At 65.8% G+C, this 12,960-nt stretch carries 9 protein-coding genes, 1 other RNA gene and 1 pseudogene; 5 read left to right on the forward strand and 6 right to left on the reverse strand.

What is annotated here, in order from left to right; translation table 11 throughout:
- Positions 1 to 108: 108 nt before the first annotated feature.
- On the reverse strand, positions 109 to 1,389 hold the full coding sequence (locus NDY25_RS15255) for an amidohydrolase family protein (protein ID WP_168958235.1): 1,281 nt from the start codon (positions 1,387 to 1,389) through the stop codon (positions 109 to 111).
- Positions 1,386 to 2,783: an amidohydrolase gene (locus NDY25_RS15260; protein ID WP_256627550.1), complete on the reverse strand. Its 1,398-nt coding sequence runs from the start codon at positions 2,781 to 2,783 to the stop codon at positions 1,386 to 1,388. The genes NDY25_RS15255 and NDY25_RS15260 overlap by 4 nt, the downstream gene beginning before the upstream one ends.
- Before the next feature lie 140 nt (positions 2,784 to 2,923).
- On the opposite strand from NDY25_RS15260, the gene NDY25_RS15265 reads away from it, so the two are divergent.
- Positions 2,924 to 3,484 (forward strand): DUF924 family protein, encoded by a 561-nt coding sequence (locus tag NDY25_RS15265; protein ID WP_168958237.1) that lies wholly within the window; start codon positions 2,924 to 2,926, stop codon positions 3,482 to 3,484.
- Between the two features lie 441 nt (positions 3,485 to 3,925).
- On the opposite strand, the gene grxD is transcribed toward NDY25_RS15265, so the two are convergent.
- A complete protein-coding gene (gene grxD / locus NDY25_RS15270) occupies positions 3,926 to 4,852 on the reverse strand; it encodes a Grx4 family monothiol glutaredoxin (protein WP_023905083.1) in 927 nt (308 codons plus the stop codon).
- A gap of 60 nt (positions 4,853 to 4,912) precedes the next feature.
- On the opposite strand from grxD, the gene NDY25_RS15275 reads away from it, so the two are divergent.
- The 3 genes from NDY25_RS15275 (at position 4,913) to NDY25_RS15285 (ending at position 9,058) form a co-directional block, all read left to right on the forward strand.
- Positions 4,913 to 5,689 (forward strand): polysaccharide deacetylase family protein, encoded by a 777-nt coding sequence (locus NDY25_RS15275; protein ID WP_168958238.1) that lies wholly within the window; start codon positions 4,913 to 4,915, stop codon positions 5,687 to 5,689.
- A 404-nt stretch (positions 5,690 to 6,093) separates the two neighbouring features.
- Positions 6,094 to 8,283, forward strand: coding sequence for a TonB-dependent siderophore receptor (locus tag NDY25_RS15280; protein WP_168958239.1), 2,190 nt, complete (start codon positions 6,094 to 6,096; stop codon positions 8,281 to 8,283).
- Positions 8,284 to 8,982: 699 nt separating this feature from the next.
- Positions 8,983 to 9,058: non-coding RNA, sX9 sRNA (locus NDY25_RS15285), on the forward strand.
- A gap of 37 nt (positions 9,059 to 9,095) precedes the next feature.
- Here NDY25_RS15285 and NDY25_RS15290 read toward each other — a convergent pair.
- From NDY25_RS15290 to NDY25_RS15300, 3 genes and pseudogenes are all read right to left on the reverse strand, one after another.
- Positions 9,096 to 9,764: pseudogene (locus NDY25_RS15290) on the reverse strand (methyltransferase domain-containing protein); the annotation flags it as partial.
- Between the two features lie 56 nt (positions 9,765 to 9,820).
- Positions 9,821 to 10,444, reverse strand: coding sequence for an SGNH/GDSL hydrolase family protein (locus NDY25_RS15295; RefSeq protein WP_168958240.1), 624 nt, complete (start codon positions 10,442 to 10,444; stop codon positions 9,821 to 9,823).
- Positions 10,444 to 11,715, reverse strand: coding sequence for a pyridoxal phosphate-dependent aminotransferase (locus tag NDY25_RS15300; RefSeq protein ID WP_168958241.1), 1,272 nt, complete (start codon positions 11,713 to 11,715; stop codon positions 10,444 to 10,446). Before NDY25_RS15300 ends, NDY25_RS15295 begins: the two co-directional genes overlap by 1 nt.
- A 153-nt stretch (positions 11,716 to 11,868) precedes the next feature.
- On the opposite strand from NDY25_RS15300, the gene rsgA reads away from it, so the two are divergent.
- On the forward strand, positions 11,869 to 12,960 hold the full coding sequence (gene rsgA, locus NDY25_RS15305) for a ribosome small subunit-dependent GTPase A (protein WP_168958242.1): 1,092 nt from the start codon (positions 11,869 to 11,871) through the stop codon (positions 12,958 to 12,960).

Raw genomic sequence — 12,960 nt, forward strand, 5'->3', positions numbered from 1 at the left:
TGGCGCCGCGCGGCGCCAGCGCTACCTTCCACTGCATCACGTTGCAGCACATCACACACACGCTCACTACGAACATGCTCGTGACAAGCACGCCCGTTACAAGCACGCTCACTTCAGATACGCACGCGGCAACGGTCCTGCCTGTTGCATGTAACGGTCGCGCAGGTCGGTCTGGCGCGAGCGCATCGGGATGTCGCGGCCGCCCAGCCACACCTGTTCGGCATAGTGGGCGACATCCAGCGGATCGCCGTCCCACAGCACCAGATCGGCCTGCTTGCCGACCGCGATGCTGCCGATGCGATCGGCCACACCGAAGATCTCCGCCGGCACGCGGGTCAGCCCGGCCAGGCCGGATTCCCACGGCAATCCATTGGCCACCGCATTGCCGGCCAACTGGCGCAGCTTGCGCGCGTTATGCGAGGCATCGCCGCTCTGGGTGAAGCTGACCTCTACACCCGCCGCGCGCAGACGTGCGGCGTTTTCCAGGGTCGCGCCGATCTGGTCGAAGGTGGATGGCAGATCCGCCAATGCGTCCACCAGCACCGGCACCTTGGCCTGCGCCAATTGCGGTGCGAGCTTCCAGGCTTCGGTGCCGCCGGCAATGGCGATGCGTACCTTTTCGCGCTGCGCCCAGCGCAACAACTGGCGAATGTCGGCGGCACGTTCTACCTGCACCACGATGCGACCTTGCCCGGCCAGATACTTGGCCAGCACGTTGTGGCCGACCGGGGTCAGCAGCGCATGCGGCGAGTCGGCCGGCACGCGCCCGCGCGCTTCGGCAACCAGCTGATCGAGCAACATCCACTGCGCCGCGCGCGAGCTGCCGGTGAGATCGGATGCGGCTGCACCGATGCGGAGAAACAAGGCGTGCGGGCCGATCGGGTCGGGGCTGCCATCCAGCCGTACGATGCCGCCTTGTCCGGCGATGAACGCGCCGCTGGTGGTCGCACCCAACGCAGTGAAGCCGATGCCTTCCACACGCGCTACCGGCACCAGCACCGAGTCGGGGTTGTAGGCCAGGGTGACGTCGAATTCCGGGCGCATCGGTTGATCGCTCAGTTTGACGCCGCTGTCCACGGTGCTGTCTTCGCCGGAGACTTCTTCGATGCCGATCTCGGTGATGCCGCCGAACAGGGCCGGCGTCAACGGGCGGCCCCGGGCCTCGACCACGCGTCCATCGGTGGGTACGGCCAGGTTAGTGCCGATGGCGCGGATTACCCCGCCCTGCACCAGCACATCGGTATTGCGCAGCGTGCCTTGTGCGGTAGCAGTGTGGACGGTGGCGCCACGGATCAGCACCTGCTGGCCGAATGCGGGTAGTGCAAGCACTGCAATGACCACTGCCGAGATCGCGCGCAGACGCGGGCGAACGAAGGTCGCGCGGCTCATCGTGCCACCTCCTGGCCGAGCATGAAGTCCGACACCGGCTGCAGTGCGCGGTTATGCCGGTCGTAGACCTGCGCGCCGTCGATATAGACCTGTTCGGCCAGCGCGTAGGAACTGAAAGGATTGCCGTTCCACACCACCACATCGCCCATCTTGCCCGGCTCCAATGCGCCGGTCTGTTTCTCAATGCCGAGCGCCTTGGCGGCATTGCTGGTGAGCCAGCGGATCGCGCGCTCGGGCGCAATCTCCGTGCCGCTGCGGCGCGCATTGGCAATCACCTTGGCCGCTTCCTGATTCAAGCGCTGGATGCCTTCTTCTGAATCCGAATGCACGATGGCGCAGCTGTTGGCCGGGCGGTCGACCATCGCGATGTTTTCCTGGATGCCGTCGAAGGCTTCCATCTTGAAGCCCCACCAATCGGCCCACAGCGCGCCGCAGACGTTTTCCTGCGCCAGGCGGTCGGCCAGTTTGTAGGCCTCCACGCCGTGGTGGAAGGCGGCGATGTGGAAGCCGAACTCCTTGGACAGATCGAGCATGGTCGCCATCTCATCGGCGCGGTAGCAGTGGATATGCACGCGGATGTCGCCGTTGATGGCGCCGGCCAGCGTATCCAGCTTGAGATCGCGCTTGCCGCCGGCATCGCCGCTGCTGTCGTTGTCGCCGCCGCGGCTCCACCAGTGGCGTTTCTCGCTGTTCTTTTTCGGCGCGTTCTTGCGCAGGTACTCGGCCGCATCGATGAACGCGGCGCGATAACCGGCCACGTTGCCCATGCGGGTCGCCGGTCCGCCTTTTTCGCCATACACGCGCTTGGGGTTCTCGCCGCAGGCCATCTTCAGGCCCCAGGGCGCGCCGGGAAACTTCATGCCCTGGTAGGTGGTGGAGGCGACATTCTTGAGCGTGACGCCACGCCCGCCGATCAGATTGGCCGAGCCCGGCAGGATCTGCAGCGAGGTGATGCCACCGGCCAGCGCGGTGCCGAAGCCCGGGTCCTGCGGCCAGATCGAATGCTCGGCCCAGACATTGGGCGTGACCGGTGCGGTCATCTCATTGCCATCGCTGTGCGCGCTGACGCCGGGGCTGGGATACACGCCCAGATGCGAGTGGACGTCGATGATGCCGGGCGTGACCCACTTGCCGGTGCCGTCGATGCGACGTGCATCGGCCGGCGCCTCCAGCCCGCGCCCGACCGCAGACACCTTGCCGTCGCGCAGCAGCACGTCGGCATCGTCCAGGCGCTGCCCGGTGCCGGTGAGGACCGTGGCGTGCTGGATCAGCACCGGCCCAGAGGCGAGCGCGTTATAGGTGCTGGGATATGGGTCTTGCACGAACCGCGATGCCGCAGACGCAGGCCCGCACAGCACAGCCGCGCCGAGCGCGGCGAACAGGATGGAACGCATGGATTTCCCCGGTGCAACGAAAACGTCAGCAGCAAACCTAGCGGCCGGCGAGGTGCTTGCCAAGTGCTGCGCTCTCGGTGGCGGCGGCCTCATCACATACGCGCGTGCATGCTGTGCCGTATTCGTCAGGGGAAACGTCGATGATTGCCAAATCAGAGCGCAACAAACAGGCCGATGTGGTGTTGGCTTTCTGGGAGCTGGCCGGCTCGGCCCGCTGGTTCACGCACAACGATGCGTTCGATGCCAACTTCCGCCAGCATTTCAGCGAGCAGCACTTTGCGGCCGCTCGCGGCGAGTACGCGCACTGGATGCAAGGTGCCGAAGATGCATTGGCCTTGCTGATTCTGCTCGACCAGTTTCCGCGTAACGCCTTCCGCGGCAGCGCGCATTCCTATGCCACCGACGGCCTGGCGCTGCAGCATGCCAAGCAGGCGCTCGCCAGCGGTTTCGATCGACAGGTCTCCGCGCAGTTGCGGCTATTTTTCTACTTGCCGTTCGGGCATGCCGAAGATCTGCAGGAGCAGGCGCGCGCGGTGCAGCTGATCACCGCGTTGGACGATGCCGAAACCACGCACTGGGCGGTGCATCACCAGCAGATCATCCAGCGCTTCGGGCGCTTCCCCCATCGCAATGCGGTGCTGGGGCGGGAGAGCACTGCGGAAGAACGGCAGTTTCTCGATGACGGTGGATTTTCCGGTTGAGGCGCGGTGGCGGGTTTCTCGGCGCTGTTTAAGTTACAGCGTTCCTAGGGCTGTTACTTCAGTGCAGGGCCCTTGCCCGCCCACCATCGCGGGACACGCCGCAAGTACGTCCCTGTAGGCTCTTCTGCGGCATCCATGCCGCATAAGGTCCCGCGACGGTGGGCGGGCAATGACCAATCAAGATGGTCGGTATGCAGGCTTTCAACAAAGCAACCTACAAACTTTCTGGTGCGGTGTCCTCGCCGCTCGCGGGGACCGTGTGGCGGCATGGATGCCGCCACCGAGCCTCCAGTGGACTGATTCACGGCGTGTCCCGCGAGCGGCGAGGGCACCGCGCCCTCTCCCCTCGATGGAACACCACAGCTCTAAACCGAGACAGCAACAGCGCGCACAGGCGAATCAACAGCTACGTCACCACTGCTGCGCGATCGGTCGTGGTACTCAGTACTTCGCCACGCCGTTGTCCACCTGGTCCGACCACGCATCGATGCCGCCGGTGACGTTGTAGACGTTGCTGAAGCCCAGGCTGCGGAAGTGCTCGGCCGCCTGCAGGCTGCGGCCGCCGCGGTGGCACAGGAACGCCAGCGGGGTGTCCTTGGGCAACTGCTCGATGGCGGCACGCTCGTGCGCGTCCAGCGTGCGGAACGGGGCGGCAACCGAAGCCAGCGCACGCTCGTCGGCCGGGCGCACGTCCACCAGGGTCAGCGTGCCGGCTTTGAGACGGTCGTCGGCATCGCGCACCGACAGCTCCTGCACCGGCTTGGGCGCGTTGGGGTTGTCGATGGCCAGGCCGCGGCCGCGGATGTCGTCCACCCAGTCGATGGTGATGCCGTCGGCGCGGCGCGCGCTGGCCAGGTCGAACTGCACGCGCAGGCCGTTGGATTCGGCCGCGATGGCGTTGGGGTTGGTCGGCGCCAGCTGGAAGTTCGGCTGGAAGTCGGCGTCGATGGACAGCGTCAGCGAGGCGTCCGGCGCATCGGCCAGCGCGCCCTTGAGCATCTCGACCGCCGCCGGGGTGACGGTGATCTTGGGCGGAGTCCGGTCTGGCGCCTGCAGGCCGAGCATGCTGCTCAACTCGCCGCTGTCGGCCATCTGCAGGATGATGTCGCTGCCGCCGACCAACTCGCCGTCCACGTACAACTGCGGAATGGTCGGCCAGTCGCCATAGGCCTTGATGCCTTCGCGGATGTCCTGGTCGGCCAGCACGTTGACGTGGGCATAGTCGATGCCCAGGCCGTCCAGCACGCCGACCGCCTTGGCCGAGAAACCGCACTGCGGCATGCTGGGCTGGCCTTTCATGAAGAGCACCACGCGGCTGGATTGCAGCAGCGTATCGATACGGGAACGCAGGGCGGGATCGAGGGACATGGCAGCACTTCGGTCAGATCGTGGAGGCGGACCATTCTACGCCGCGTGGCATCATGCGGTATGACCACGCTGCAAACGCTGTATCGCATTCCCTCACATCCTTACCGCTGGCTTGGCCTGCTCGCCCTCTCGCAGGCTGCAGTGGCGCTGTTGTGGTGGCACATGGGCTGGATCTGGGGCGTGCCGGCGCTGTTGCTGTCGCACGCGCTGTTCGTGGTGCCGGTATTCCTGCCGCGCGCGCGCCTGTATGCGCCGGTACTGGCACGCCTGCCCGGACACGCGCCGCAGGTGTGGCTGACCATCGACGATGGCCCCTCCGACGACACCCCGGCGATGCTGGAATTGCTGGACGCCTACGATGCCAAGGCCACCTTCTTCGTGGTCGGCGCACGCGCCGAGCAGCGGCCTGAACTGGTGCGCGAGATCGTGCGCCGCGGGCATGGCATCGGCAACCACAGCCATACCCATCCGCAGGCCTGGTTCTGGGCGCTGGGGCCGCGCCGCATGGCGCAGGAAATCGGCCAGGCGCAGCGCGTGCTGGCCACCATCACCGGGCAGGCGCCACGGCTGTACCGCTCGGTGGTGGGCATGACCAACCCGTTCGTCGCCTCGCCGCTGCGTGCGCACGGCCTGACCCGTGTGGCCTGGAGCGCACGCGGCTTCGATGGCGTGCATTGCGAGCCGGACGCCACCGTCGCCCGCATCGTGCGCGACCTGCGCCCCGGCGCGATCGTGCTGCTGCACGAAGGTGCCGCGCACGGCCACAACCTGACCATCCTGCGTGGCGTGCTGGAGGCGATGCAGGAGCGTGGGTTAGTTGGGCGGCGTCCGGACTGAAGGTTCCCGGCAAAGCGGCTGCGTTCACCGCGAGGTGCGCCCGGTGCTTAGTCCTCGATCCCGGCACGTCGTGCTGATTGTGCCGTGTATGCCCGCCTGAGGCCGCTCGCTGCGCTCTGTGAGCTGCGCCAGGATGCAGCTGACACAGCGCCGGATGTGATGCGCGCGCGCAGAGCCAATGCCTGTCGCGGTGTCGCCGCTGGGTCCATCACTCGCTGCAACAAACAGACACCAATTCACAGCCGTCAGCGGCAGACCTTGTGCCCTGATCTATTGACAGCCCTTTCACCTGGATCGAACATGCGCGCCCAGCCAGCAAATGGTGCGTGCCTTTCGATCGCATGCGTGACGCCAGCCTCAGCGGCCGTCCCGGACGGCAATGTTTCGCTCATGAGGCTGACACCATGTCTTACCGCATTGTTCCTGCGCGCGCTGTTGTGCGTGCGGATGTCTGTTTGTTGAAGTCTCGCCTGTCGTATTCCTTGCTGGCGCTGGCCTGCGCATGGCCGTTGTCTGCGATGGCGCAGTCGAGCACGCGCGATCCGGTCGATCTGGACCGCATGCAGATCCACGCGCATCGCGGCGCCGCCACCGAGGGCACCGACTCCTACACCGCCGATGTCGCGCGCAGTTCGACCAAGCTGCAACTCTCGCTGCGCGAAACGCCGCAATCGGTGGTGGTGGTGACCCGCCAGCAGATCGTCGACCGCAATCTGCAATCGCTGCAGGACGTCACCGACACCGTGGCCGGTTTCAACTCACCGACCTGGGATACCGAGCGTACCTATATCAACGCGCGCGGCTTCGAAGTGGACTACTACCGCATCGACGGCATCCCCACCGACTACAGCGGCGATGTGCAGCAGAACATGGCGATCTACGACCGTGTGGAAATCATCCGTGGCGCCAACGGACTGACCTCCGGTGCGGGCAGCCCGGCTGCGTCGATCGATCTGGTGCGCAAGCATGCCGACAGCGACGTGTTCACCGGCCGCGTGGATCTGTCGGCGGGGCGCTGGGACCGCTATCGCGGCACCGTGGACCTGCAATCGCCATTGAACACGGCAGGCAACGTGCGCGGACGGGTGGTGACCAGTTACGAAGACAAGCAATCGTTCCGCGATTACTACAGCAAGCAATCGTCGCTGTTCTACGGCATTGTCGATGCCGATTTCAGCGATGCCACCAGTGGCTATATCGGCGTCAACAAGCAGCGCAACGACGGTCGCGGCACCACCTGGGGCGGCGTGCCGGCGTACTTCAGCGATGGCAGCCGTACCGACTTTGCGCGCTCGGATTCGTTCACTCCGCGCTGGGCGCGCGGCGTGGCCGACACCACCAATGCCTTCGCCGGCCTGACCCATCGCTTCGACAACGGTGCGCAGCTGCACGTGGAGTATTCGCATCAGCGTTTCGAGGCCGATTGGAAATCGGTGCTGTTCGGCTATCTCGATTATCCGGACAGGGACACCGGCCTGGGCCTTGCCAGCAACTTTGGTGGCCGCTATCCCACCTTGAGCGCGCAGAACAGTCTGGATGCCTACGCCACGGTGCCGCTGATGCTGTGGGGCCGCGAGCACGAATTGGTGGCCGGCGCCACCTGGATGAATCGCAACCTGCGCAGCTGGTCCAACGGGCCGCTGCCGCTGCAGCAACTGACTGCCGAAAGCGTCTACGCCTGGACCGGCCGCATGGCGCAGCCGGAGTGGACGCCGCTGACCAAAGGCGAAGAGCGCGATGTGCGCCAGGTTGCCGCCTACGTTGCCGGCCGTTTCAACCTGACCGATGCGCTCAAGGCCATTGTCGGCGCACGCATCACCGACTGGAAGAACACCGACCAACTGGTGCCGGCCAACTCGTACGAACGCCGCGGCCGCACCACGCCGTACGCGGGTCTGATCTTCGATGTGGACGATCACCATTCGCTCTACGCCAGCTACACCGGCATCTTCAAACCGCAGAGCAATCGCGACCGTAGCGGGCGGTATATCGAACCGCTGGAAGGCAACAGCTACGAGGTCGGCGCAAAGGGCGAGTACCTCGGCGGCCAACTCAATGCGGCGTTGGCGCTGTTCCGTATCGAGCAGGACAACCTCGCCGTCAACGACCCCGGCCAGTTGGTGCCCGGCACCACCGATCAGGCCTATCTCGCGGCGAAGGGCACAGTCAGCCAGGGCGTGGAATTCCAGCTCGATGGCCAGCTTTCGGAGCAATGGCGCATCGCTTTCGGCTTTGCCCAGTTCGATGCCAACGACGCCAGTGGCGTCGACGTGAATCCAACCAGTCCGCGTCGGGAAGCGACGCTGTTCACCAGTTGGCAAACCGGGCCGTGGCGCGTTGGTGGTGGTCTAAGTTGGCAGTCGGCCATTCACGAATTGATGTCCGGGCCACAGGGCAACACGCAACGGCTGACCCAGGGCAGCGTGCTGCTGGCCAACGCGATGGCTCGCTACGACATCAACCAGGCTTGGTCGGCGCAGCTCAACGTGCGCAATCTGTTCGACCGCAAGTACTACGCCAACATCGTCTATCAGAGCCAGCTGATCTATGGCGACCCACGCGATGTGGAGCTGACCGTGTCCTGGAAGTTCTGATCTCGCTCAAGGCGCCAGCCGCTGACGGCATCCATGTCGCCAGAGGTCCCGCGACGGTGTGCGGGCAAGGGCCGGTCGAGAGTGTCGGTGTGCATGGCTTTCAACAAAGCAATCAGCGAACTCTCTGGTGCGGTGAGGGCGCCGCGCGCTCGACTAGCTAGCTTGTCACTGCATCTAATGACGCTACGACTCGAAATCTCGGTTGTCTTGAAACGCATGGAGAGTGCGGATAGATCAGTTACAGAGCGGTTGATCTGTGACTTCGCCGCAGGGCCCTTGCCCGCCCACCATCGCGGGACACGCCGCAAGTACGTCCGTGTAGGCTCTTACGCGGCATCCATGCCGCGTAAGGTCCCGCGACGGTAGGCGGGCAAGGACCAGTCGAGATGGTCGGTGCGCATGTTGCAAGCAATGCATCAGGTGCGCTGTTCGGATAACGCTGCGGCCGATCAGCTTCACAACGCAAAACGCAACGCGATCAACAGGCAGGCTTTCATCAAACGACCGACCAACTTTCTGGTGCGGTGTCCTCGCCGATTGCGGGACCGTGTGGCGGCATGGATGCCGCCACCGAGCCTCCAGGGACGGATTCACGGCGTGTCCCGCGAGCGGTGAGGGCACCGCGCACTCGACCAACGCCGCTTGGGGTCATCCACATCGCGCTAAGAACGGACTACGCGGCCGCCAGATCGCTGCGGCATTTACCACGTCTACACTCCGGTTCCTCCGCGCCGTCCGCACCCACCTGACGACTGCTCGCTACGTTCTGTTGGCCGTTCTAAATCGAGCCGAGCACTTCGTGCACCGCCTCCGCGCGGTTCGGCCACGATCAACCAGTTGTTGAACGGCGTATTGCCATACAACGGCGCAAACGTTGCGCGCAGACCGGCGGCATCCAACTGCGCCTGCAGGCTGTCGCGGGTGGGGTAGCTGCGCGGCATGCGCTGCATCCAGCCGCTCAGATGCGCCAGCACGTCGGTGACGCGGCTGGTGCGGCCACGGCTGCTGGCATCGCCCAAGGCACTGCGGATCACCAGCTTCGCGCCCGGCGTCAGCATCTGCGCCACGCTGCGCAGCAGGTTGGCCTGCATGTCGTCCTGCAGATACTGCAGCACATCCAGGATGGTCACGCTGCCGCGGTGTTGCGGCCATGCCACGCTCAGATCGACCACGGCGAACTGCGTGTTGCCCAGTGCCGAGCGCTGCGCGATGTGTTGCGCGCGGCGGATCTTGGACGCATCCACATCCACCCCGTGATACGCCAGTGCCTGACCGTCGGCACGCAATGCATGCGCGAGCAGGCCCAGCCCGCAGCCCAGATCCAGTACCGGCGCGTTGGTGCTGCGCAGTTCGGCCAGCACGCCCGGATACAGCGGATCGGTGCGCAGCTTGGCCTGCGTGTAGTAGTAATCGTAGCGATTGCCCAGCGGATGCGGCGGCAGAAACGCGCGCGCGATCGCCAGCGCCTGCGCGCGGCTCATGGGTTGGGTGGCGGTGGTCTGCAATGTCGTTCCTTGGCAGTGAGCGTGTTGCGCGGCTAGCTTAGGGCATCGCGCGCCGCAGGCAGTGCCAATGCGGTCCAGCGCGCATACATCGCGCCAGAGGGATGCAGGCCATCGTCGACCAGCATGTCTGCCGCATCGCCGCCATCGCGGCTGGTGGCGGTGATGTCGACAAAGCGCACGGCACGTTTGGCGCAGAGATCGGCGGCGACGCTGTTGAAGGCATCGATCTGCGCGGCAATCAGCGCCGCATCGGCGCCCTGCGCATGCGCAAACGGCGTCAGCCCCCAATCGGGAATCGACAGCACGAACACGTGCGCTGCACGACCGCCCGCGAACCCGATCGCACGCTGCAACAGCGCATCGAACTGGCTGCGGTACTCGTCCAGCGACCGTCCGCGGTATTGATTGTTGACGCCGATCAGCAGGCTCACCAGGTCGAATGGGCCCTGCGGTGCGGCCGTATCGATGCCGGCCTGCAACTCGTCGGTGGTCCAGCCGGTGGTGGCGATGATCTGCGGCGGCGCCACGTTCCAGCCGTAGGCACGCAAACCGTCGGCCAGTTGCACCGGCCAGCGCTGCGCGGGAGCAACGCCTTCGCCGATGGTGTAGGAATCGCCGAGCGCCAGATAGCGCGCCGGCGTACCAGGCGCCGCCATCAGGCCACGCTGCGCGACTTGAGCGGTACCACTTTGGTCACTGCCTCGGCGCGGCGTGCCAGGGCGCGGTCAATGCGTGCGAACACATCGCGCATCACCGTCGCCTCCGGCAGCAAGGTCACGCGGAAGTGGTGGCGGTACGGCACGTTGAAGCTGGAGCCCGGCACCACCAACACGCCCTCCTCGTTCATCAGCTCGAGCGCGAATTCGTGATCGTCGAAGTTGCGCGCGGCCGGGCCGACCACCGCCGGGAACGCGTACAGCGCACCGGCCGGCGCCACCAGCGAGAGATGCTCACTGGCCGCACAGGCCTCGATCACCGCACGGCGGGTTTCGTACAAACGCCCACCCGGCGCGCACAGCGCTGAAATGGTGTCTGGACCGTTGACGGCCGCATCGATGGCGTACTGGCCCGGCACGTTGGCGCACAGGCGCAACGCGCCAAGCAGGTCCATCGCGTTGCGCAGATCGTTGATGCGCGATTGCTCTCCCGACAGCAGCGCCCAACCCACGCGCCAGCCGCAGGCGCGGTGCACCTTGCTCAGGCCGCCGAAGGTGATGCACGGGTGCGCACCGGCCAATGGCGCGACCGGCACGAAGGCGGCATCGTCGTACAGCACCTGGTCGTAGATTTCATCGACCATCAGCAACAGATTGTGCTTGGTGGCGATGGCCACGATGCGCTCCAGCAACTCGCGCGAATAACTGGCGCCGCTGGGGTTGTTCGGATTGATCAGCACGATGGCGCGGGTGCGCGAAGACACCAGCGTCTCGATCTCCACCGGGTCCGGCTGGAAGCCATTCTCCGGCGCGCAGCGGTAATACACCGGGCGGCCATCGTTGAGGATAGTCGCCGCCGACCACAGCGGGTAGTCGGGCGAGGGCACCAGCACTTCGTCGCCGGGATTGAGCAGCGCACGCAGCGACAGGTCGATCAACTCGCTGACGCCGTTGCCGATGAAGATGCGGTCAGGATGCGCATCCGGATGCTGGCGCCGCGCGTATGCGGTGGCGATCGCCTCGCGCGCTTCGGGCAGGCCCTGCTGATGGGTGTACGGATCGGTGCGGCCCATGTCGTCGGCGATCGCGCGCTGCAGATGCTCCGGCGCACGGAACCCGAACGCACCCGGGTTACCGATATTGAGCTTGATCAGCTTGCGACCCTGCGCCTCCAATTCCCGCGCTCGCCGCGCCAGCTCGCCCCGGATCTCGTAGCGGACTTCGGACAGACGCTCGCGAATGACGAGCGGCTTTTGCTGGGCTGTGGACATACGGCAGGCCGGTTGTAGGCGTGAGGCTTGGCATGGTAGCGGAAATATGACAGGCGGGCATGCTTGCATCGGCAACGATGTCAAGGGGCGCTTCAGTCCAGGCGCAGGGCCCGATTGCACAAGCCACTGCGGCCAGCCAGCTAGAATCGCCCCATGAGCAACGCACCCCCCGATTACCCCACCCTCCAATCCATCGGCTGGCCCTGGCCTGGCCCTCCCGAGGACCCGTCCTGGCAGGCGGTCTTTGCCGCGCATCCGCAGGCGCTGCCGGCGCGGGTGGTGGAGCAGCATCGCACCGGCTATGTGGTGGCCGATACGCCGGAGGCCAGTCTCAAGGCCGAATCCTTGCCGGAGTGGCAGCGGCCGCGGTTTCCCAGCCATGAGCGGGCGGCGGTGGGCGATTGGGTGCTGATGGAGGGCAAGCGCATCGTGGCGCTGCTGCCGCGGCGTACCTCGATCAAGCGCGGGGCGGCCGGCGAGCATTACCACCAGCAGGTGATCGCGGCCAACATCGATACGGTGTTCATCGTGTGCGGGCTGGATGCGGACTTCAATCCGCGCCGCATCGAGCGCTATCTGTTGCTGGTCGGCGGCGGCGGTGCCGAGCCGGTGGTGGTGCTGACCAAGGCCGATCAGACCGAATACGCCGAGGATGCGTTGGCGGTGCTGGAGGAATTGGAAGCGCAGAACATCGCGTTGCGCGCGGTCAATGCGAAGGATCCCGAGAGCGTGGCTGCGCTGCGGCCGTGGCTGGGCGATGGCCGCACCGCCGTGCTGGTGGGCTCATCGGGCGCCGGCAAGTCGACGCTGACCAACACCTTGCTCGGCACGGAACGAATGAAGACCAATGCGGTGCGCGAGAACGATTCGCGCGGCCGGCATACCACCACGCACCGTGCGTTGATTCCGCTGCCGTCCGGTGCCTGCCTGATCGATACGCCCGGCATGCGCGAGCTCAAGCCCACCGGCGAAGAAGACCTGGCCGAAGGCGGTTTCTCCGATGTGGAAGCCTTGGCAGCGCAATGTCGCTTCAACGATTGCGCGCATATCGCCGAGCCCGGCTGCGCGGTACGTGCGGCGATCGAGGCCGATACGCTGGATCCCGAGCGGGTGGCCAACTACATGAAGCTGCGAGTGGAAGTGGCCGCTGCGGCCGAAAAACTCGCCACGCGCCTGGCGCAGAACAACCGGGGCAAGGGATCGGGCCGGCGGCCTGCCAGCGTCGATCGCACCGGACGCCGCTGA

It is taken from the genome of Xanthomonas hortorum pv. pelargonii (assembly GCF_024499015.1).
Taxonomy (GTDB): domain Bacteria; phylum Pseudomonadota; class Gammaproteobacteria; order Xanthomonadales; family Xanthomonadaceae; genus Xanthomonas; species Xanthomonas hortorum_B.